Source organism: Vibrio crassostreae 9ZC13 (assembly GCF_000272045.2).
GTDB classification, from domain to species: domain Bacteria; phylum Pseudomonadota; class Gammaproteobacteria; order Enterobacterales; family Vibrionaceae; genus Vibrio; species Vibrio crassostreae_C.
The window spans coordinates 453,903-475,890 of the sequence record NZ_AJYZ02000019.1; the positions used below are offsets into that span (position 1 = coordinate 453,903).

General features: G+C 42.9%; 18 protein-coding genes. 7 read left to right on the plus strand and 11 right to left on the minus strand.

Going from position 1 to position 21,988, the window contains the following annotated elements:
• Positions 1–15: 15 nt before the first annotated feature.
• Both A136_RS03440 and napF read right to left on the minus strand, forming a co-directional pair.
• A complete protein-coding gene (locus A136_RS03440) occupies positions 16–321 on the minus strand; it encodes a chaperone NapD (protein WP_017062612.1) in 306 nt (101 codons plus the stop codon).
• Positions 322–344: 23 nt separating this feature from the next.
• Positions 345–824 (minus strand): ferredoxin-type protein NapF, encoded by a 480-nt coding sequence (napF, locus tag A136_RS03445; protein ID WP_017062611.1) that lies wholly within the window; start codon positions 822–824, stop codon positions 345–347.
• Between the two features lie 253 nt (positions 825–1,077).
• On the opposite strand from napF, the gene narQ reads away from it, so the two are divergent.
• Both narQ and A136_RS03455 read left to right on the plus strand, forming a co-directional pair.
• Positions 1,078–2,808, plus strand: coding sequence for a nitrate/nitrite two-component system sensor histidine kinase NarQ (gene narQ / locus A136_RS03450; RefSeq protein WP_017064497.1), 1,731 nt, complete (start codon positions 1,078–1,080; stop codon positions 2,806–2,808).
• Positions 2,795–3,427: a response regulator gene (locus A136_RS03455; protein ID WP_017062609.1), complete on the plus strand. Its 633-nt coding sequence runs from the start codon at positions 2,795–2,797 to the stop codon at positions 3,425–3,427. Before narQ ends, A136_RS03455 begins: the two co-directional genes overlap by 14 nt.
• Before the next feature lie 169 nt (positions 3,428–3,596).
• On the opposite strand, the gene dcuC is transcribed toward A136_RS03455, so the two are convergent.
• The 3 genes from dcuC to A136_RS03465 form a co-directional block, all read right to left on the minus strand.
• Complete coding sequence (gene dcuC / locus A136_RS03460) at positions 3,597–4,964, minus strand: anaerobic C4-dicarboxylate transporter DcuC (RefSeq protein WP_017064498.1); 1,368 nt, start codon at positions 4,962–4,964, stop codon at positions 3,597–3,599.
• A gap of 633 nt (positions 4,965–5,597) precedes the next feature.
• Positions 5,598–5,798, minus strand: a complete 201-nt coding sequence (locus A136_RS22925) for a hypothetical protein (protein WP_081326280.1) — start codon at positions 5,796–5,798, stop codon at positions 5,598–5,600.
• Between the two features lie 232 nt (positions 5,799–6,030).
• Positions 6,031–6,747, minus strand: a complete 717-nt coding sequence (locus A136_RS03465; protein WP_009845448.1) for a GntR family transcriptional regulator — start codon at positions 6,745–6,747, stop codon at positions 6,031–6,033.
• Between the two features lie 317 nt (positions 6,748–7,064).
• Here A136_RS03465 and mngA point away from each other — a divergent pair, with 317 nt between their 5' ends.
• From mngA to manA, 4 genes are all read left to right on the plus strand, one after another.
• A complete protein-coding gene (gene mngA, locus A136_RS03470; RefSeq protein WP_017064499.1) occupies positions 7,065–8,999 on the plus strand; it encodes a PTS 2-O-a-mannosyl-D-glycerate transporter subunit IIABC in 1,935 nt (644 codons plus the stop codon).
• A gap of 237 nt (positions 9,000–9,236) precedes the next feature.
• Positions 9,237–11,876, plus strand: a complete 2,640-nt coding sequence (mngB, locus tag A136_RS03475) for a mannosylglycerate hydrolase (protein ID WP_017064500.1) — start codon at positions 9,237–9,239, stop codon at positions 11,874–11,876.
• Positions 11,877–11,921: 45 nt separating this feature from the next.
• Positions 11,922–13,088 carry a glycerate kinase gene (locus A136_RS03480; protein WP_017064501.1) on the plus strand — a complete coding sequence of 389 codons (1,167 nt, stop codon included), beginning with the start codon at positions 11,922–11,924 and terminating at the stop codon, positions 13,086–13,088.
• Positions 13,089–13,090: 2 nt separating this feature from the next.
• Positions 13,091–14,278, plus strand: coding sequence for a mannose-6-phosphate isomerase, class I (gene manA, locus A136_RS03485; RefSeq protein WP_017064502.1), 1,188 nt, complete (start codon positions 13,091–13,093; stop codon positions 14,276–14,278).
• 231 nt (positions 14,279–14,509) lie between these two features.
• Here the strand turns inward: manA and A136_RS03490 are convergent, their stop codons facing one another.
• From A136_RS03490 to A136_RS03505, 3 genes are all read right to left on the minus strand, one after another.
• On the minus strand, positions 14,510–14,800 hold the full coding sequence (locus tag A136_RS03490) for a putative quinol monooxygenase (RefSeq protein WP_017062602.1): 291 nt from the start codon (positions 14,798–14,800) through the stop codon (positions 14,510–14,512).
• 184 nt (positions 14,801–14,984) lie between these two features.
• Positions 14,985–16,222, minus strand: a protein-coding gene (locus tag A136_RS22105) for an IS3 family transposase (RefSeq protein WP_141707892.1) whose coding sequence is annotated in 2 segments (ribosomal slippage) — positions 14,985–15,850 and positions 15,850–16,222 — 1,239 coding nt in all. Because the reading frame shifts where the segments join, the coding sequence is not laid out codon by codon here.
• A gap of 132 nt (positions 16,223–16,354) precedes the next feature.
• Positions 16,355–17,497 carry an acyl-CoA desaturase gene (locus tag A136_RS03505; protein WP_017064503.1) on the minus strand — a complete coding sequence of 381 codons (1,143 nt, stop codon included), beginning with the start codon at positions 17,495–17,497 and terminating at the stop codon, positions 16,355–16,357.
• Positions 17,498–17,663: 166 nt separating this feature from the next.
• Here A136_RS03505 and A136_RS03510 point away from each other — a divergent pair, with 166 nt between their 5' ends.
• On the plus strand, positions 17,664–18,209 hold the full coding sequence (locus A136_RS03510; protein WP_017062600.1) for a GNAT family N-acetyltransferase: 546 nt from the start codon (positions 17,664–17,666) through the stop codon (positions 18,207–18,209).
• A 169-nt stretch (positions 18,210–18,378) separates the two neighbouring features.
• Here A136_RS03510 and A136_RS03515 read toward each other — a convergent pair whose 3' ends face one another.
• From A136_RS03515 to A136_RS03525, 3 genes are all read right to left on the minus strand, one after another.
• On the minus strand, positions 18,379–19,404 hold the full coding sequence (locus A136_RS03515) for a GGDEF domain-containing protein (RefSeq protein WP_029235220.1): 1,026 nt from the start codon (positions 19,402–19,404) through the stop codon (positions 18,379–18,381).
• 284 nt (positions 19,405–19,688) lie between these two features.
• Positions 19,689–20,624 carry a ribosome biogenesis GTPase YlqF gene (ylqF, locus tag A136_RS03520; protein WP_017064505.1) on the minus strand — a complete coding sequence of 312 codons (936 nt, stop codon included), beginning with the start codon at positions 20,622–20,624 and terminating at the stop codon, positions 19,689–19,691.
• A gap of 318 nt (positions 20,625–20,942) precedes the next feature.
• Positions 20,943–21,893: a peptidoglycan DD-metalloendopeptidase family protein gene (locus A136_RS03525; protein WP_017064506.1), complete on the minus strand. Its 951-nt coding sequence runs from the start codon at positions 21,891–21,893 to the stop codon at positions 20,943–20,945.
• Positions 21,894–21,988 lie beyond the last annotated feature (95 nt).

Here is a 21,988-nt window from a genome sequence, read left to right on the forward strand (position 1 = left end):
CACGTCTTGTCATTTTCATACTTCACCCTCAAGTTGAGAATTGTTACTTCCAGTTTCTAAATCCGTTTCGTCGAGTCCAGTTTCGATTTGGTGATAAACCAAAGCTGTCCCCAAAACGTTCTTAATGTTGTTTATTGCTTCGATGGTGTCCGTTACAAAACCTTGGTTTTCAGTTTCTAGGACCACGATGATTTTGCCTTCAGGGCTATCTCCGTAGATTTCAGCGTTATCGAATTGATCGATCTCCGCTTTGATCTCATTTAGATGCTCAGGGCTCACATGCACGACTAAACTTGATATATGCACTTCATTTAGTGCCATAAATTGCTCTCGTTATTTTTGTTTTATGCATTACTCACAAGAATAGCCGAAGTAGGGCAAATTGCTACGCAGGCCCCACAACCGCTACACTCATCTAACTCGATTTTTGGTAGAGCAACACTGCCTGCTCTAAGTTCAAATTGAATGGCCATAGGTTCACACATGTCACCACAGCTTCGGCATTCAACATTTTGTTGCGCTAAACACTTATCAGAGATTTGTGCTTTTGCTTGCCAAGGCTCTCCTTGCTTTGGCTTAAAAATGGGTTCGGGACAAACATCTGCACATTGATAGCAGAACGTACACTCATCAATAGAGAAATCTACAGTGGGAAAACCACCATCGCCTACAATGATTATCTTAGTCTCACAACTCTCGATGCATTTACCGCAGCGAGTACAGTCATCTGTAAAGCTTTCTAGGCTGTCAATCCAAGGCAAACGAATCTGGCTTGAGTCAACTTTTCGTCTTGAAAAAAGACGGCGTTTTGATAGATCTACCACTAGATACCTATAGATGTTACTAAGATGTTGTAATTGTAGGTCATTATTCTATTAATATCTTGTAATGAGTCCTCACAAGTAGTGTAGTTTTAGAAACAATTGTATAAATACCCCCTAAGGGCTAATTGGGGGCATATATTGTCTTAGATCAATAAATTACGGAGCGAGTGATCACATATTGAATGGAGCTATGATTTTTGATGTGTGACAATACGATATCGCTGGCAAGTCATTTATCAATAGGAAGGCACTTTTGCTTATAAAACCGGTTTCATCTGTAACAAGTACGATAGCAAAATCTTTGCTCTCTATACTGCTGTTGTCGGTTGCTACGACTGGCTTTGCCATCTTTACTTTGGCTTCAAGTTTGAATGATGCGGAAGCGGTTAACGTGGCCGGTTCAATGCGAATGCAAAGCTACCGTTTAGCCCATGATATTCAAATAGAATCTGTCGATTATGAATCTCATATTCGTGAATTCGAAAGTTCTCTTTACTCGCCATCCATGACTAATTTGGTCAGTTGGAATGTTCCGACAGACATCACAGAAGATTACTATTTAATTATCGGCCGTTGGCATGAGCTAAAACAGGTCTTGAATAGCGAAGAGCGCGATCACTATCTCGTGTTGGTTGAAAACTTCGTGGCTGAAATCGATGGCTTCGTTTATAAGCTGCAAGAGTTCTCTGAAGACAAGTTAATAAAGTTAGCGTGGGCTGGTGGTATCGGCCTTGGTGGGATTCTGGTCATATCTCTTTTTGTTGTTCACTTTGTACGTAAACAGGTTGTTAAACCGCTACATGCTCTTGTCGGTGCGAGCCAAAGAATCAAAAACAGCGACTTCGAGGTAGAACTCAAGGTGACCAGTAACAACGAAATGGGCATTTTGACCCAAACCTTCAACTCGATGGCCAAAGATTTAGGCGTGCTTTATCGAAACCTTGAAGATGTGGTGGATGCAAAGACGATTGAGCTGCAAAATGCGAACCAGTCGCTGCAGGCACTTTATAACTCGTCACAAGAGCTCACGGTGACGCGTATTGCTCCTGAAAACTTCCGAGCTATCTTGCAGCATCTCGTGAGCTTGGAAGGGATTGGATCACTGAGGCTCGAGATTGTCGATAACTCAGGCCGTTCATTGATTATGGATGAAGGTTACGATTCGAATTTAGACTACGAAAAGTTTGAGATGAAACTCGACGATAACGAACTTATTCTCGGCTATTTATACTGTTCATATCACCACGGGCACTCAACTAAAGCTCTGATCGAAAGCTTCATTCAACTGCTATCGAGAGCGATCTACTACAATCGTGCTCAAAAGAAAGCTGAACAGCTTATTATCATGGAAGAGCGTGCCACGATTGCACGTGAACTCCACGATTCATTGGCTCAATCACTGTCGTACTTGAAAATTCAAGTTACACTATTAAAGCGTGTGATTGGCAAACTGCCAGAGCAACAGCACCGAGAGCAATCTGAACAAATCGCGTCTGAGATCGGAAACGGCTTAGCCGACGCTTATACCCAGTTAAGAGAGCTACTCACCACATTTAGGTTGACCATTAAAGAGGGCAACTTTGGAGACGCCTTAAGTACCATGCTTGAGGCGCTCAGCGAGAGAACCGATGCGAAGATTAACCTCACTAATAATCTATCATCGATCGAGCTTGATGCGCATAGTCAGGTTCACTTGCTTCAATTGATTCGTGAAGCAACAATAAATGCAATAAAACACGCCAATGCCGACTTGATAGATGTATGCTGTATCGATGAGGACGGTGAAGTATTAGTCGTGATAAAAGATAATGGAGATGGCTTTGACTCAAGTAGTTCCAAGGTGAACCACTACGGGATGAGCATTATGCAGGAGCGTGCGGCAAGACTGAATGGCGACTTGACGATTGAAGCGGCGCAAGGTGAAGGCTGTACAGTCATATTGAAATATAAAAGTTTGAAGGAAGTTAAAGTTGACGATTTGTAAAGTAATGCTGGTTGATGATCATCCATTGATGCGCAGAGGTATAAGCCAATTACTGAGCTTTGAAGACGAATTCGAAGTGATTGCAGAAGCAAGTAACGGCACTGAAGCGGTTGCTCTTGCTCATGAAGAAGAACCTGATTTGATCCTTTTGGATCTCAATATGAAGGGCATGTCTGGTTTAGATACCTTGAAAGCACTTCGCACTGACGGTTCTAGCGCAAACATTGTTATTCTAACGGTTTCTGATAGCCCTGCAGACATTGAAGCGATTGTAAAAGCAGGCGCTGATGGCTACTTGTTGAAAGACACTGAACCCGATGAGTTAATTGAACTGCTTAAGCAAGCACACAGCGGTGACAAGGCTTACAGCAGTGTGGTTGCTCGTTACCTAAATGATGCTGGAAGCCGCAATGATATCTTCGAACAATTGACTGAACGCGAAATGCAGATCCTTCAAGAAGTCGCGAAAGGTTACCGCAATAAGCAGATCGCTGATCACCTGTTCATTTCTGAATCGACAGTTAAGGTACATATGAAGAGTCTACTGAAAAAGCTGCAAGTGCCTTCCCGTACCGCTGCCACGGTTCTGTATCTAGAACGCTATGGTGAAATGAAGTAGGGCTTGGTCCTTTGAGATAACACTATTTCAAGCCTGACTGTTTATACATGTCTCGATAGTTTTGACGATGTGAGAAAGTGACATTAAAAAAGGCGCTGAACTTACTAAGTTCAGCGCCTTTTTATTAGGGCATTTTATATCCAAATAATCATGTCTGTTTTACTGACAATTAAGCTGCCATTGGTACTAGAACAAGCGTACCGAAGATCACCGTGATAAGACCACAGATTACTGGTACTGAAGTACGTTTAACGACTTCAAACGGGCTGATTTTACCCATGCCAGAAGTCGCTACAATTACACCCGAAACAGGAGAAATTGTACGGCCTAAGTTAGACGCTTGAAGCATTGGGATGATTAGGAACGCAGGGTTCAAGCCCATTTTCGCAGCAAGTGACGGAGCCAGTTCTACGAATGCATAGAATGGCGCGTTACCAGAACCTGTCGCGATAGCAGCAGCAACTGTTAGACCAGTCAGGATAAGCATTAATGCGATACCGCCAGCGCCAGCTGATTCAGCAAGGCCGATTAGGTTATCAATTGCACCGATAGACATTAGGCCCTGAGCAAATACACCCGCCGCAACCAACAGCATTACTACGCCTTTAAATGCTTCGGCCATACCTTGGTAGCAAGAATCTAGGTCTTCTAGTGTTTTTTCGCCGTCAAACTTCTTCACAACGTAATCGATAACAGCGCCCACGAAAATTGAACCTACTACGATGGTGTAGATATCAAGTGAAAGGCCCGGAATGGTACGACCGTTGAATAGAAATACTCCAAAAATAGGTAAGAATGGAAGAGCAGCATAAAAAGCCGGCGCATTCGTTTCAATTTCTGAAACGTCTACTTTTTCCATTGGCGTGTTTTCTTTCTTATCTAGGTATTTGTTCCAGAAGAAAGCCGCACCCGCCATCACGATGATCGCACAGATAGAAACAGGCAGTACCGTTTGAACAGCAAACACATCAAGAGACATACCTGATTTTTCTGCTGCGATAACCACATCACCCGACGTTGGTGAAAGAATGATTGCTGCAGGTGATGCACAAACCGCCACCGCTGCTGGACGAGAAATACCCATTGCCGTCATCATTGGGAATAGGGTCGCCATCAATAGCACGCCAAGGCCTGTTGCAGAACTTACTGCTAGAGACATTAGACACGCTACGATGTAAGCCGCAACAAGAAGTACGTATGGAGATTTGATAGCAGCAAGCGGTTTAGAGAATTGTTTTACTACCACATTGTTTGCGCCGATATGCGTCATGTAAGAAGCAAAGCCACAAAGAAGCATGATTTGCATGCCTAGGCCGCCTCCACGGTACTGAAGCATGTACTTAACGAATTCTAGTGAGTCGGTAACCATGTTACCTGTTGAAGCGACCTTAGCGGGTAAGACTGTGTGACCAATAAGGCCGGTGATAAGAAGTAGGACAAGGCCAGCAGTTAGTAATACACCCGCCGCTTTATAGCCTTTTACAATAAAGTAACCAACAGCAATAGTAATCACTAATCCGATCAAGAGCTCTAACATAGAAATCTCCACAAAGTTTAAAAAATATAAGAAAGTGTTTCAGAATATGACAATGAATGTACAGAAAACTGCACTGTGGCACGAGGCATAGTTGAGGTTGATATGATCTAAGACAAACATTTTCTTTGATGTTAATTGTGGTTGTAAATCGTGATTAACTACTGTTGTTTAGATGTTAATAAACAAATTTTGCGGCTCGTTAGAATATAACTTGGATCACCTTTGGTTGTTCTAGTTGCATATGGAGGTTTCGTTTATAAATCGTGAGTGTTTTTTGTGCTTTGGAAGGAAACGTGTAACGAAGTGGGTATTTATCGGGGTAAAGAGGTGAGAATCTTAGCTTTGAAGCCTACTTATGTTTAAAGATTACTTATGTTTAACACCTACTTACTTCCCATAAGTAAGCGCTAAAACACAAGTTATAATAAGGCGATTCTTCAGCTTCTTCGTTTAATACGACTTCGTCCTCGAGTACCACTTCTTCAACTTCTTCTGCGAATAGGGGCATAGAGAAAGCGATTAGAACTAAAGGTAGCTTTGGTAGGAATCGTGTGTATGAAATTGTATTTGCTAATGGGTGCGATGTTCGTGAGATAGTGTGTTTCGACATAATGGTTTTGTATATAAAGTGATTTAACACGACGAACTAAGTGTTAGTCTGATGAGTAGACAGTGAGCGAATCGAACCGTTGGCATTGTCGGCGCATGTTCCATCGCAATCGACTCCCAATTCATTTTTGGGGTCGGAATGGTATGCACGGATTGGATTAAGTGGAGGTGCTGATTGAATAAGCTCACTTCACTTACAGCGTCCTCAAGTTGTTTGGTATTCATCTACATTCCTGTCGACTGTTGTTCTTGTAATTTGGCGCTTAGTTTATGGTCAAAGCGCGCGAACAGTATTTAAATGAAGGTGAATGATCTTTCGTGAGGTTACTTGATATTGGTTTAGGAATATTTGGGGAGGAAAGTTGGGTTTATGATTGAAATAACAGCTCAGAAACACAGAGAGCAAGGCGCTCTCTGTGTTGGTCATTTTGCTACTATCGAAACTTGCTGATGAGCATTATCTCTGGCGTCTTGCGACCAAAGTAAATCGGTAATCGTTAGACGTGAAGTAGTTACGGCTGTATTCAAACACCGTGTTATTGGCGAGGTAACCGCGAGTACGTTTTTCAATGATAGGCTGAGCTGGGTCAATACCTAACTGTTTAGCAACGTCTTCAGGCGGAAGAATCGGTACCAATTCCTGCTCACTTCGATCAATCACCATGCCTTTGGTGTTCTCAATAAAGTCGTATTTTGATGTCTGCATCACTTGATAGGTGAGATCTGGGAATAGGGCAACAGGTAACCAAGTTTCTTCAACCGTGATTGGATTGTTGTCTATGAAACGAACACGTTTTACGTAGAAAACCAATTCGCCTTCTTTGATATCTAAATGTTCAGACATCGCCAAAGAACACGGCTTCATTTCGAAGGCCAGAACTTCACTGTGTGTAACCACATCCAAATGCGCCCACTTTTCTTGAAAGCTCGACTGTTTGTAGATGTCGTAATTGATCTTGTTCTCTTTGACGTAAGTACCACTACCTTGAACGCTTTCCAGCTCATCGTTTTCGATCAGTAGTTTCAGCGCCTGTCTAACCGTTACACGACTTACCGAGAATACTTCACGCAATTGCGCTTCCGTTGGGAGTGCTTCTCCAACTTTATATTCACCAGAACTGATCTTTTCTCTTATTGCATCGGCGATTTGGCGATACATAGGGAGTCTTGCCATTTTTGCCTCATTTGTGCGCTAGGACAACTAGACTTTGATTAACAACCTGTACCTTAAATACGTAAATTTGCTCTATATAAGCCTTGCTTTAAAGGTTAGTGTGAGCGTCGTATCGGCGTTTTGTAGTACATATAATACAAATTAAACGATACATAACAAGCTTTCTTAAAGGATTTACCAATACGATTTAAATACAAATTAAATACAAATATGTATTGATGAGATCGTTATCACGGATTAAATGTCTTGAAGTTGTATTATTCATCTCGTCGACAGGGACGACTGTCGTACTAATCCGTGACTATGGGACAAAGGTTATGAAACTTACTACTCTAACGAATAAGTCGCTCGTAAATCTGCAAACTACGTTTAGCAGTCGAGAAGAAGCGATTTACGCACTTGCTGACCAACTGAATCAGCAAGGCAAACTGCACAACAAACAAGAGTATCTTGATGCAGTATTTGCTCGTGAAGAGCAAGGCCCGACAGCGCTTGGCGAAGGCCTAGCAGTACCGCACGGCAAGACTGACGCGGTTAAAGAAGCTGGTTTCGCTGTTGCAACATTGAAAGAAGACATGAAATGGAAAGGCCTAGATGAAGACGAAGATGTGAATCTTATCTTCCTAATTGCCATTCCAAATGCAGAAGCGGGTTCTACCCACATGCACCTGCTGACCGAACTGACAACCACATTGGTTGATGACGATGTTCGTGAAGCAGTATTAAAAGCAACAACCGCTGATGAAATCTTCGCGCTTCTTGATGGCGATAATCAGCAAGAAGAAAAACAAGACAACTTAGATACAAATGCGCCGACAATTGTATGTGTTACTGCTTGCCCTGCAGGCATTGCTCACACCTATATGGCTGCAGAATACCTTGAAAAAGCGGGCAAAAAGCTTGGCTACAAGGTTCATGTTGAAAAGCAGGGCGCAAATGGCATTGAAGATCGTTTGACGGCTGAGCAATTAAACAATGCTGTGGCGTGTGTTTTTGCTGCTGAAGTCGCGATTAAAGAAGTGGATCGTTTTAACGGAATCCCTCGTGTTGAAACGCCAGTTGCAGAACCGATTAAACACGGTGAACGCATTCTAAATGAAGCGATTGAAGAGTCGAAAAAAGGTAACGGTGCAGAGCGTACAGTGGCTACTGATGACAAACCGAAAAAACTGCCACTGAAAACTGAGCTTAAACAAGCGCTGCTTTCTGGTATTTCTTACGCAGTTCCTCTTATCGTTGCTGGTGGTACTGTTCTTGCGGTTGCTGTTCTTATTGCGCAAATTTTTGACCTGCAAGAGCTTTACGCAACAAAAGATTCTTGGCTGTGGATGTATCGTAAATTAGGTGGCGGCCTATTAGGTACATTAATGGTGCCAGTACTGGCAGCTTACACTGCTTACTCATTAGCCGACAAACCGGCACTTGGTCCTGGTTTTGCTGCGGGTATTGCTGCAAACATCATTGGTTCAGGTTTCCTAGGCGGTGTTGTTGGTGGTTTGATTGCGGGTTACGTGATGCGCTGGGTGAAAGAGCATGTTCGCTTAGGCCCTGCATTTAACGGCTTCCTTACTTTCTACCTTTACCCGGTGATTGGTACTTTGGTAGCGGGTAGCTTGATGCTGTTTGTTATCGGTAAACCTGTTGCGTTCTTAAACCAAGGTTTAACGGACTGGTTGAACGGTATGTCAGGCACCAATGCGTTGTTATTGGGTGCAATTTTAGGTCTGTTTGTATCATTCGACCTAGGTGGTCCGGTAAACAAAGCTGCTTACGCATTCTGTTTAGGTGCAATGGCAAACGGTGTTTATGGTCCTTACGCAATCTTTGGCTCAGTAAAAATGGTATCGGCGTTCACGGTAACGGCTTCTACCATGATTGCTCCACGCTTATTCAAAGACTTTGAGATTGAAACCGGTAAATCTACATGGCTACTTGGTCTTGCGGGTATTACTGAAGGTGCAATCCCAATGGCGATTGAAGATCCAATCCGTGTAATCGGCTCATTCTTACTAGGCTCTGTAGTAACAGGTGCAATGGTGGGTGCGGCAGGTATTGGTCTATCCACTCCGGGCGCAGGTATCTTCTCTATTTTCTTGTTACACGATTCAGGTTTGGGCGCATTCTCTGCTGCTGCAATCTGGTTCGGTGCTGCGATTGTCGGCACAGTGATTTCAACTGTTACTCTTCTGATGTGGCGTGGTCACGCTGTAAAAAAGGGTAAGTTTGAAGCAAGTACTGCAACACAGAACTAACTGAATTTTGAGCTAGCTTCTAGCTCGCAATTAAAACACCGTATAAAAAATAACGAACAACTTGGCTGTCCTAAATGCCTGTGCTCCTAACGGTTTTATTCACACAGATTCTGGGCGTGGTTTTCTGCACCCTAAATTTAGTGGCAGCCAATTTTAACCCCTTGAAAAACTTTAATTTAGTCGTATTTGGGTTCGAACTTTAGTTTTACTCGAAGCGACACATTTAGGTAAATGATTATGACTACATCACGCGTACACATTACTCCTCACATGCACTGGGATCGTGAATGGTATTTCACAACAGAAGAGTCTCGTATTCTTCTTGTGAACAACATGGAAGAAATCATGAACCGTCTGGAGAGCGATCCAGAATACAAATATTACGTTCTAGATGGTCAAACCGCCGTTCTAGAAGATTACTTTGCAATCAAACCAGAAAACACAGAGCGCGTAAAAGCATTGGTTGAAGCGGGCAAGTTAATTATTGGCCCTTGGTATTCTCAAACCGACACAATGCAAGTTTCTGGTGAGTCAATTGTACGTAACATGATGTATGGCATTCGTGACTGCATGAAGTTTGGCGATGCAATGAAGATTGGTTACATACCAGATTCATTCAGCATGAGCTCACAGCTGCCAATGATCTACAACGGCTTCGACATCACGCGTGCAATGTTCTGGCGTGGTTGTTCAGAGCGTCATGGCACCAACAAAACAGAATTCTTATGGCAGTCTAATGACGGCAGTGAAGTAACGGCACAAGTGCTTCCGCTGGGTTACGCGATTGGTAAATACCTTCCACAAGACGAAGAAGGCTTGCGTGCTCGTTTAGATAAGTACTTCCCAGTGCTAGAAAAGCCATCGGTGACTAAAGATATCTTGCTACCGAACGGCCACGACCAAATGCCGATTCAAAAAGACATCTTTGAAGTAATGGACAAGCTTCGCGAAATCTACCCAGATCGCGAGTTCTCAATGAGCCGTTACGAAGAAGTGTTCGAGAAAGTAGAAGCGGCGCGCGACCAACTCGACACAATCAAAGGCGAGTTCAACGACGGTAAATACATGCGTGTTCACCGTACGATCTCTTCTACGCGTATGGACATCAAACTGATCCACGCAGAAATCGAAAACAAGATTGTAAACATCTTAGAACCGCTAGCGTCTATCGCTTGGACATTAGGTTTTGAATACCACCACGGTTTGATTGAGAAAATGTGGAAAGAGAGCATGAAGAACCACGCTCATGACTCTATTGGTTGCTGTTGTTCAGACAAGGTACACGCTGAAATCTTAAACCGTTACATCCTTGCTGACGACATGGCGACCAACCTGATTCACTTCTACAAGCGTAAGATTGTTGACCACATGCCAGATCGCGAAGGTTGCGACAAACTGGCGATGTTCAACCTTTCTCCATACGAGCGTGAAGAAGTGGTTAACACCACTATCACTATCCGTGCTCAAGAGTTCTCTATCTTTGATGAAAACGAAAACCTAGTTGAGTACTTCATCCAAGACAAGCGCCAAATTGACCCGGGTAAAGTAGACCGTCAAATCGTTCACTACGGTAACTACGACCCGTTCATGGAGTTTGATATTCAAATCAAACGCACTGTACCAGCGATGGGTTTCACCACGTTACACATCCAAGGTAATGAGAAGGGCGCAGTTAAAGTCGCAGAGCAGAAAGACTACTTGCTAGAGAACGAATACTACCGAATTAATGTAAACGACAACGGTACTCTGACTATTTTCGATAAAGAGACAGAGCAAGTATTCGACCAAGCACTTCGTTTAGAAGATGGTTCTGATGACGGCGATGAGTACGATTACTCTCCATCTCGTCAAGAGTGGCTGTTGTACTCTGATGAATTCCCGGTAGAAACATCAATTGATCACCAAGGTTTCCAATCGGTAGCAAACATCGCTTTCCGCATGAACGTGCCAGCAAACCTTACAGAGCGTGAAGAACGCACGGGTCAAAATGGATTCGTTGAAGCGCAATGCCAAGTGGTATTGAAGCAAGGTTCTCGCCGCATCGAAGTCCGTATGGAATTGGACAACCAAGCCGACGACCACCGTGTACGTGTATTAGTACCTACGCCATTTATTTCTGAAACTGTGGTAGCAGATAACCAGTTCGGTTGTATTACTCGACCAACCAATGACCCTGCAATGGCGGTTTGGGAAGAAGAGAAGTGGAAAGAAGCACCGGTTCCTGTGTATCAGTTAATGAACTTTGCTGCGCTAGAAAACGGCAAAGCGGGTATGGCTATTATGTCGAATGGTCTGCGTGAATTTGAAGTGATTGCATCTAAAGGTGACGAAAATAGAGATACCTTCGCACTGACACTATTCCGTGGTATTGGCGTGTTGGGTAAAGAAGAGCTATTGCTTCGTCCGGGGCGTCCTTCTGGTATCAAGATCCCGACCCCAGATTCACAAGTGCGCGGCAAATTAGTGTGTGAATTCACACTGTGTGGCTTCTCTGGTAACCATATTGACGCGAACATCATGGCGCAAGCACGTGACAATGTCACTCTAATCGAATGCTACAACAAGATCCCTTACAACGCGATGAAGCTCAACGTGGGTGAGCAGAACCTACCTATGAGTTTTAGCCTTCTGTCTAAGCAACAATCAGGCGCGGTGTTGAGTGTGCTGAAGAAAGCGGAAGACGAAGATGCACTGATCATGCGTGTCTACAACCCGGCAGAATCGGGTTCAGTATCGGATTCAATCTCTTTTACTCAAGCGGTTTCAAGCTGGAAAGAGACAAGCATGGACGAGCGCGTACGCGAAGGTGATGTAGCATCTGAAGAGTTCGGCCAGATAGCACCTTGCCAAGCAAAAACATTCCAAATCAAATTCTAATTTCGATAACCCGCTCACCTTGGTGGGCGGGAATGGTGAACGACAATGAAAATTGTAATTGCCCCTGATTCATTTAAAGAATCACTCGACGCTCATCAAGTTGCGTCTTGCATTGAGCGTGGATTTGCCGATGTTTTCCCTTACGCAGAGTTTGTGAAAATGCCACTCGCCGATGGCGGAGAAGGCACGGTAGACGTGTTGCTAGAGGCGCTCAATGGTAAGAAGCAACGGCTGCACACGACGGATCCAATCGGGCGTGAATGTACGGCTTATTGGGCTTCGTTGGAACAGACTGTTGATGGCGCCAACGTAAAAACTGCCTTGGTGGAATTTGCTCAAGCATCGGGTTTAGACCTATTAACCGTAGAAGAAAGAGCACCGTTAACCGCATCTTCGTTTGGTACTGGGCTATTGATCAAAGATGCACTAGATCAAGGTGTTGAACAAATCATTATTGGTTTGGGCGGCAGCGCAACCAATGATGCAGGTGCTGGCATCTTACAAGCGTTGGGAGGCAAGTTATTAGACAAGCAAGGCAACGAGCTATTTGGTGGCGGCGCCGAATTAAGCCGGTTAGCAAGCATCGATCTTGAAGGACTGCACCCTAGATGCAAAGAAGTGACGTTCGTGGTCGCGTGTGATGTGAATAATCCATTATGTCGCGAAAGCGGAGCCAGTACTGTGTTTGGTCCGCAAAAAGGCGCATCAAAAGCTCAAGTTGAACAACTTGATACTGCGATCGGGCACTTTGCCGATATCGCTCAAGCACATACGGGTACTAATCATCGCGACACAGCTGGATTTGGTGCTGCTGGTAGTACACCTCTGGGGTTAAGTCTTGCATTCAATATCCAAATTAAAGCGGGTATTGAGATGGTATTAGATGCCTTGGATGCAGATAAGGTTCTTGAAGGTGCTTCACTGGTCGTGACCGGAGAGGGGCAGATGGACAACCAAACCCTGCAAGGTAAAACACCTTTCGGCATCGCTCAGCGAGCTCAAAAGTTGAGTATTCCAACCATTGGAATTGCGGGCTCTTTGGGGCAAGACGTTGAAAAACTTTACGGCTCAATGTCTAGCTTATTTGGAACCGTACGTTCACCTCAGTCTTTAGACCAAGTTTTATCAGAAGCGAATCAAAACCTGACTCGCACTGCCCGTAATATCGCCGCCACGCTCAAGCTTGGTAGCCAGATTTTTAATGAGAAGTAATTATGTCTCTATTTAAACTCGACAACGTTATTCAAAACTACGCATGGGGAAGCAAAGACTCCATTAACCAATTGTTTGGTATTGTGAACCCAAACCAGGAACCTCAAGCAGAAATTTGGATGGGTGCTCATCCAAATGGTTGTTCAAAGGTAGGCGATACCGGTGAATCGCTTTCTCACATGATTGATGAAAACAAAATCGATGTCTTAGGCGGATACACGGCGGCTCGTTTCGGTGAATTGCCTTTCTTGTTTAAGGTGTTGGCCGCTGAAACACCGTTATCGATTCAGGTTCACCCGAACAAGCGAAAATCAGAATTAGGTTTTGAGCGTGAGAATGCACTTGGTATCCCTTTGAATGCGTCTAATCGCAACTACAAAGATCCAAACCATAAACCTGAGTTGGTTTATGCGTTGACCTTCTACAAAGCGATGAATGGCTTTCGTGCAATCGACGACATTATTGCCTTGTTCGAAGAAGCGGATATTCCTTCGTTAGCGATTGAGCTTAATGTACTAAAAGCCAATGCCGACAGTGATTCTTTGAAGTCGTTCTTTAGCGCCATTATGTCTCTTGAAGGTGACCGCAAAGCGTCTGCGCTTAATGAGCTTTATGCTGCACATGCGCGACCAGCCAAAACGGTCATGGGGCGTGAAGCTCTTCAATACAGCATCGAATTCAAACAGCATTATCCAGGTGATATTGGCTTATTTGCGCCATTAATGCTTAACACGGTTGAGCTGGCGCCCGGTGAAGCGATGTTCCTGTTCGCAGAAACCCCACATGCTTATGTTCAAGGTACGGGTTTAGAGATTATGGCAAACTCAGACAATGTGCTGCGTGCCGGTCTCACTCCCAAATATATCGATGTCCCTGAGCTTATCGACAACACAATCTTTGAGCCGATTAAGCCAGAAGATATCCGCCTTAAGCCTGTATTGAAAGAGGGCAAGATGAGTTATCCGATTCCAGTGGATGACTTTGGCTTTGATATCTTGTCTGCGACTGATGAGAGCAAGTCACAGTATCTACGTAGCGCGGAGATCTTGTTCTGTGTGGAAGGAGAGGCGACCGTCACTTCAGAAGGACGGTCAGTTTCTCTTAAACCCGGAGAATCGGTCTTTGTAAGTAGTAATTCAAGTGTTTACCAATATCAAGGGAATGGCATTTTGGCTCGTGCTTTTAACTAGTGCCCCCGTGCTAGCGATCAGCAAAAGAAATGTCAGAGTGCCACTGTAAAGTGGTACTCAATATTGGATTGATGGTTGTTACCTATCTGTCTTTGACAGTCATGATTATTGACCATACCCGCTACTCTGGCGGGTTTTTTCATTATTAGAATGAGCAGATATAAGCTTGTAGAAAAGACAAACCCTGCGATCAGAGCAGGGCTTTTTATTGAATTAGTACTGAGTGACTGGTTAGGCAATGTGCGTCATTTTATTAAGCACAAAGGTTTCAATACAACCTTCAGTCGCAGCCATGTAGTCAGCGATGTGTTGGCTCGCTAAGTGTTTCTCTAGATGAACTTCAGACTCCCAGTTCTCATGAAAAACGAAGTGAGCAGGGTTACTGTTATCTTGGTGCAGATCGTAGTTAATACAGCCGTCTTCAACACGGGTTTTATCGATCAATTTAATCATCTCAGCTTTTACAAGCTCAGTTTTGTCTTCTTTAGAGACTATCGTTGCAATAATAGTCAGTTTGCTCATTTTCAATTCCTTCGCTTTAAACTCGGTAAGTTTAAGTAATATAAGTATAAATTCAGAATGAAGAAAGAGTTCTGAAATCCAATAACTATGGTTCTTACCATCCACAATTCAAACTCGAGAGCATAGGGCCAGAGCCGAGTAGGTTATGCTTGTCTCGTCCTAAAATACGTTGACAGTATTTCTACTAAGCCAACAGCATCAGCTGTTGGCTTTTTTCATGCACCTCATTTGGAGTTTTCATCCTGAGACTAAGGTGCGGCCTCATATTGTTATAGGTACTTATAGACTCTTTTACTAGTTGTTTAAGCTCTCTGAGGTTTTTACACTTATTAAGTAAGAACTCTTGTTTCAGTATTCCATTTACTCTCTCTGCTAATGCATTTTGATAGCAGTCATAACCGTCTGTCATCGAGGGGCTTATGCCGCTACTTTTCAACTTATCTTGATAAACACCGGAGCAATACTGGAGACCACGATCAGAGTGATGGATACACGAACGATGATATTGACGCCCCTTAATAGCCATATCTAGCGCTTTCACAACATCCGTCGCCTTCATTTCGTTGCTCAGCTCGTAGCCCATAATTTTCCGACTAAACGCATCAGTTACCAATGAGAGATAGTGAATGCCTTCATCTGATTGGATATAGGTAATATCACTTACTAACACACCCTCTGGAGTGCATGGTTTGTAGTTCTTTAATAAGTTCGGATGTTTTTTCATCCAATGCTTACTGTTTGTCGTTTTCGTAAAACTACGTTTAGGTCTTACCAATAACCGTTCATCACGTAAGTAGTTGAAAAGAGCATCCCGACCTAACTTGATACCTTGTTCTTGCAACTTTGGCTTAAGTAAAAAGTAGAGCTTTCTAGTGCCAACCCGAGGCATATAACGTCTAATATCCAACACCATTTGTTTGATGGGTTTAAGTTCCAACTGGCGATGAACAGCTCGCTTTTCTCGTTGATAAACGCTTTGTCTCGTTATCCCGCATAGCTTACATACTCGAACTAAACTTATTCCTTCTTGTTCTTGAAGGCTTCTTGCTCCTTGGTGAGATACTTTTTTCTGAGGCTAGTTCCGTGTTCAGCATCAAGAATATCAACCACTCTATTTAAAAAGAGATTCTTGATTTTTTCGTCTTCCAGCTCTTTCTCAAGACGCTTTATTTTCTGTGCTGGTGACTCTTTAGGCTTAGTTGATTGGTGCATGGTATTCATCCTTGGAGTTTGCGCCCAATTCATCTTACCGTGCTTTCGAAGCCAAGTTAAAACAGTTGAACGGCCTTGGATACCATAAATGGTTTGGGCTTGTTTATATGTCATATCGCCTCTTTCTACAGCGGCGACGACCTGTAATTTAAAGCCTAGTGTGTAATCACGCTGAGTGCGCTTAACGTAGGTATTATTTGAAGTAGCCATAATTCGTCCTCAATGTGTAAACACATTTCAGGACGGGACAGCTTATTAAAAAAAGCCCTCATAGCAATATGAGGGCTTTTGAATAAGAATCAAACTGTGTTGTTACTGGGGTGTTAAGCGTACTGTTTTAGCTTAAGCGTATTGCTCAACCGTCATTGCCCAATTTTTCTTCTGTTGTTCGAAATTCATTTTGATTTGCTGATAACGAACCTTAAGAACAGAGTGTTCGTACTTCTTCACAACGTCTTCGCGCTTGCTTTCAAGTAGCTGTTTTTTAACTTCGTAATATTCGTTCATGTTTGATACTAGAGCATCAAACTCTTGTTGAAGCTTCTCTGCGATTTGTTGCTTGTCGGCACGATGCATGATTTTTTGCTGGGTGCGTTTAAGTAACATTGACGCTTCAGCTTTCTCAATACGAGCTTGAGGGGTTTTCTTAAGCTTACTTGCCAGTCCCATCAACGAAGCACTCTTAATCAACCATTTTGTTGGATCGTATTGCCACCAGTAGATGCCGTTACGGTAGTCGTTCTCAAAGATGTGGTGGAAGTTGTGGTAGCCTTCGCCGAAAGTGAGTACTGCTAACACACCGTTATCACGCGCTGTGTTTTTGTCAGTAAAAGGTTGGCTACCCCAGATGTGAGCAAGAGAGTTAATAAAGAATGTTGTGTGGTGGTTAAGTACCAAACGAACTGCACCTACGATTAACAACATGCCAATCACGTCACCGTAAATCACGCCTAAAGCGATAGGAACACCGAAATTCATTAGTAATGCTAACAGAATATAGTGCTTGTGCTGCCACATAACAATCTTATCTTTTTTAAGGTCACGGCAGTTTTCGTAGTTTTCGTACATTGAGGTGCTGTAATTACGAATCATCCAGCCAATGTGTGAGTACCAAAATCCACGTTTTGCAGAGTATGGGTCTTTGTCGTTGTTATCGACATGCTTGTGGTGAACACGGTGATCAGAAGACCAGTGTAGCGCGCTGTTCTGCAGGGCAAATGCACCACCTAATGCAAACAGGAATCTTAGGCTTGAATGCGCTTCAAACGCTTTATGTGACCATAAGCGGTGATAACCTGTCGTGATTGAAAGGTTACAGAACGTAAAGCAGATTGCTAGCCATATCCAGTGCTCCATGCCATAGCCAAAAAAGTAGCCATAAACGGGAGCCGCTACAACAGCAAGCAGCATACTAAAAGAGAACACAAAAATATTGAGCCAGATTAATGGCGGCTTTTTTGTAGATTGTTTGTCGGCACTATTCATTAGCAAATTTCCATTGGGCTTACATCTGTGCGCTAGAATATCAGCGTACACGTGTAAGTCAATATTGAAAGTGTAAACGTGTATTAGTATGTTTTGCTTAAATATTGTATAAAGGTAGTGTGAAATGTAGTAGCAAGTCATAAATGGAAGTACTAAGGGCTAATAAATGGAAATTAAGGTAGCTGAATATAAAGATTATGAGCGGATTGCCCAATTACACGCGGATAGCTGGAAGCTATATTACCGTGGCATTCTTGCTGATGATTACCTAGAACATGATGTTTTGGAGGACAGATCTGTTATTTGGCAGACTCGTTTGATTAATCCTCCTTTCAACCAACATGTTTTATTGCTTGAGGAAGGCGGTTTACTGGTTGGTTTTGTCTGCGCGTTCGGTAATCACAACTTTGAGCGTGGTACGTTCATCGATGCGTTACATGTAGATAATAATTATCGTGGACGAGGTGTAGGCAAGCGTCTGTTGTCTGAATTGTCGAAGTGGTTGCAGCAATACTATTCGGACTCAGGGCTTTACCTAGAGGTGATGTCTGAGAACCACCAAGCGATTGCTTTTTATCAGGCGATTGGTGGCAAAGAAGAACTAGAGCAAGTTTGGAACGCACCATGTGGCAGCCAAGTGAATGAAAAAGTGATTTCTTGGAGCTCTCCCGTTGAACTTGAACAGAAAACAGCGAGCGTTGTGTATTCTTAGTCGATTCTTGTTGAATACTGTTTTTTTGCTGAGTAGCAGGTTCTTAACGAAGCTATTTTAAAGCAGAAGAACAAAGACAAAAGCCCCGAGTATTAAGTTGCTCGGGGCTTTTTTGATTGAATTAGTGGTCGTTTTAATGATTCGCAAAGATGCGTGAAATATTGGGCGATTAATCACACCATGTGATCTTATTCCTACCGCCTTTTTTCGAAATGTAGAGTGCTTGGTCAGCGTCGTCGATAAGCTGCTCGACAGAACCAAGGGCTTGAGGGGCATGTTTCACACCGATTGAAATTGTTACTTCTAATCTAAGGCGAGTAGGGGATTCTAAAAGGGCATTAACCAGCGATTCAATTGAAGCCTCGGTTTCTCCTTGGACCAGCACCAAAAACTCTTCACCGCCGTATCGAAAGCAGTTACTGCTAGTCGGTAGTCGTTTTTGAATCTCATCGGCCAGTTCTTTAATCACCATGTCACCCATTTGATGGCCGTAGGTGTCGTTAATCGATTTGAAATGATCAATATCTATCATGAGCGATGTAATGGATCGCTGACGGTCTATGCTCGGTTCTATCACCTGATGAAGATAAAGGCGGTTGTAGCAGCCCGTTAGTGCGTCTTTATAGGAAAGGGCCTCGAACATATTAGATTGCTTGCGAAGCTGAATCGCTTGTTTGCGGAGTTGCTCGGATTGAGCGAAACGTTTGTGTACTTCCAGGTCACGTCTAACACAGGCCGCTGAGATTAGGATGTAAGCCGAGATATAAACGGAAATTGTTTCTATTTCATGCTCTGGCTCCGCTTCATAAAGCAGTGGCGCAAGGCCGATGAGATAAGCCAAAAAGATAAACGACAGCGTAGATATACTGTATCTGGCTGACAATCTTGAAAACGTACCAATGTAGATCATCACTAAAATGATGCCACCTTGGTAATCGAAGTTGTTCAGCTCGATGGCTAGTCGACCGACATAGACCAAGAAAAGTGAGCTAATTACAAGGAAGGCACTTTCTACGAGTTCCAAAACGTTGGGTTTGTTTGTAATACAGTATCTGGCGGCGGCCATCATCAATAAAAAAAGTATGACTCGGAAAATGATAGGCGTAATGCACTCGCTACCAAAGTGGATGTAGTCGGTGACGATAAAAGCACAGAATATTGAGATAGGGATGTAGATGAAATTTATGTACGGCAAATAAATTTCATTATCGAAATAGGTTTTAAATCTTTGATTCTTGAACCCAGAATAAGAGCGCATTGAGAAATTAGCCGAGATTGATACACAATAATTTGCGTAGTATGTCACAGTCTTTGGGATTGTAAACGACCATTTCTATAGATTTGTCAGTATGTTAGCTAGATCAACAAACGGTACAAGGCAATATTCACGCTCTATTATCGGTAGAACGTGAATATCTTAGAGGCTGGTGTAAGAGTGGTTAACAGAAACTAATGGAGATTAACAAAAACTAATCGCGATTAGCGCTTGTTCTTCAGGTAACGCTTACGACGTTCTTCTTTCTTCTTAATCTGTTGCTCAGCTTTCAGTGCAGCCGCTTCTTCAACTTCGATCAGCTCTTGTGTGATCATTTCTGGCAACTCAAGCGTTACCTTACCTAAAGTGCCATTACGCAATTCGTGAAGCAGGATTTCTGAACATTTGTGAATGTCGATATGACCACCGGCACGAAGTGCACCACGCTTACGACCAATTGCTTCCATCAATTCGATGTCAGACTCTGGCAGCTCTTCAATTTGGTAACGCTCTTGCAAAAGGTTAGGGTACTGCTTTGCTAGGTATTCTACTGTGTAGAATGCCACTTCATCGTATTCCATTGCTGTATCTTTTACAGCACCTGTTGCAGCCAAGCGGAAGCCACTGTGTGGGTTTTCTACTTTAGGCCAAAGGATTCCTGGAGTATCTGAAAGGATCACGCCATTTTGCAGATTGATACGTTGTTGGCGACGAGTTACCGCAGGTTGGTTACCAGTAACCGCAATCGTACGTCCAGCCAAGCAGTTGATGATGGTCGATTTACCCACGTTCGGGATGCCCATGATCATTGTACGAATGTTTTTGCCCATCTGTTCACGGTGCGGTGCCAGTTTACGTACCAGCTCCATAACGTGGTTAACTTCTTCTTTTACGCTAGTCGTAATCGCAATCGCTTTAACGCTTTGCTCCTTCTCGAAGTGCTCAATCCAACGTTGAGTCAGTTCAGGATCTGCAAGGTCACGCTTGTTCAGCACTTTTACACAAGGCTTATCGCCGCGCAGTGAAGAGATCATTGGGTTTTCACTACTGAACGGGATACGAGCGTCCAGTACTTCGATGATCACATCAACTTGTGGGATAACTTCTTCGATTTCTTTGCGGGCTTTATGCATGTGACCCGGAAACCATTGAATAGACATAGAGATAAACCTTGATAAATATATTTGCTGCACATTGTAAGGGTTCGTTAGGGCGTGTAAAGCGCTATGTTGCCCTAGATTAATCAGAGTGAAAGTCCTTACAGGCAATATTATTGCAGTGAGCGATTGTAAGGGGCGCATACGTAGAGATTTCAAATGCTGTAATCCATCTAGCAGGCATTTGATTTAACAGTTGATGATTTGAAATGGATTCGGCGAAAAGTAAGTTTTTGTGTGTCGCCAATTGTTGAAAGATAAAATACTATTGCATTGAGTGTTTTATCTCGAAGATCCGACTGGAGACATAATCCTATGGGGTTATGTCTGTGGTTGATTTGATTGAACGAGATTTTTCATCAACTGTTTACGTTCTGCTTGAGCGATATAAATGAATTGGTTGTTATAACTTCTGTCTGTATTGATATATTGTTCGAAGTTAACTGGTACTCCAGCAACCGAAAGCTCTAAATGCAAGTGAGGTCCAGTTGTTCGGCCTGAATTCCCAGTAAGACCGATTATCTGACCTTTAGTGATGTATTCCCCAGCTAAGACATGTCTTTCTGAAAGATGAAGGTAGCGCGCATAGTTTCCATCAGTGTGTTTTATGGTTAAGTAGTTACCTGCGAAACGGTTATATCGAGACTTCAAAACGACACCGTTGGACAACGAATGAATCTCTGTGCCAATAGGTGTCGCGTAATCCGTTCCAAAATGAGGTGCAATTCGATTCGTTATAGGGTGTTTCCTGTTTAAATCGAATGATGAACTCACTCGATAATGCTTAGCAAGAGGGAATACATAGTCATTGTTTATTTTATATCCATTTTCGTTATAGATATTATCATCCGCCCCTCTCATAGCAAAAAATTCTATATCACTACCTAAATAGTAAAAAGCACTGACATATTCTGTTTTTGTACCATCATGTTGGGTTTTTATTGAAAACTTATCACCGTTGTTAACTGATTTAATAATGTCAAAATTATCACCTAATAGACTCAATAGTGATTTTAATTCATTGTTCGTCAAACCAGAGGATAGTATAGAACTGACAAAAGAGTATTTCACAACCCCTGAAACCATTTCAGATGTCGGAGCTGGGGTTGGAATATGAATGCTTTTGGGCTTGGCTATTTTAGGTGCCTGTTTTTTATCAGTATTTGAATGATTGTAGCTTAGCGATATGGCTGTTGAAACGATCAAAAAAACCATCAAAAGGCCAAAGGAAAGGGTACGGCGACTTAAATGGCTATTTATTTTCAAATACATAAATTATCAATAAAATTCGGTTAATGGATAAAAATAAGAATTAGATCATAATATTTATTTGTTTTTTTTGCATGTTATTTTAGTTCATTCCTTCG

Excerpts from the sequence above, each read along its gene's own strand:
- mngA (WP_017064499.1), top strand. The coding sequence starts at position 7,065 with ATGAAACTTACTACTCTAACGAATAAGTCGCTCGTAAATCTGCAAACT.
- A136_RS03465 (WP_009845448.1), bottom strand. The coding sequence starts at position 6,747 with ATGGCAAGACTCCCTATGTATCGCCAAATCGCCGATGCAATAAGAGAA.
- ylqF (WP_017064505.1), bottom strand. The coding sequence starts at position 20,624 with ATGTCTATTCAATGGTTTCCGGGTCACATGCATAAAGCCCGCAAAGAA.
- A136_RS03510 (WP_017062600.1), top strand. The coding sequence starts at position 17,664 with ATGGAAATTAAGGTAGCTGAATATAAAGATTATGAGCGGATTGCCCAA.
- A136_RS03490 (WP_017062602.1), bottom strand. The coding sequence starts at position 14,800 with ATGAGCAAACTGACTATTATTGCAACGATAGTCTCTAAAGAAGACAAA.
- mngB (WP_017064500.1), top strand. The coding sequence starts at position 9,237 with ATGACTACATCACGCGTACACATTACTCCTCACATGCACTGGGATCGT.
- dcuC (WP_017064498.1), bottom strand. The coding sequence starts at position 4,964 with ATGTTAGAGCTCTTGATCGGATTAGTGATTACTATTGCTGTTGGTTAC.
- A136_RS22925 (WP_081326280.1), bottom strand. The coding sequence starts at position 5,798 with ATGAATACCAAACAACTTGAGGACGCTGTAAGTGAAGTGAGCTTATTC.
- A136_RS03440 (WP_017062612.1), bottom strand. The coding sequence starts at position 321 with ATGGCACTAAATGAAGTGCATATATCAAGTTTAGTCGTGCATGTGAGC.
- A136_RS03525 (WP_017064506.1), bottom strand. The coding sequence starts at position 21,893 with ATGTATTTGAAAATAAATAGCCATTTAAGTCGCCGTACCCTTTCCTTT.
- A136_RS03505 (WP_017064503.1), bottom strand. The coding sequence starts at position 17,497 with ATGAATAGTGCCGACAAACAATCTACAAAAAAGCCGCCATTAATCTGG.
- A136_RS03480 (WP_017064501.1), top strand. The coding sequence starts at position 11,922 with ATGAAAATTGTAATTGCCCCTGATTCATTTAAAGAATCACTCGACGCT.
- manA (WP_017064502.1), top strand. The coding sequence starts at position 13,091 with ATGTCTCTATTTAAACTCGACAACGTTATTCAAAACTACGCATGGGGA.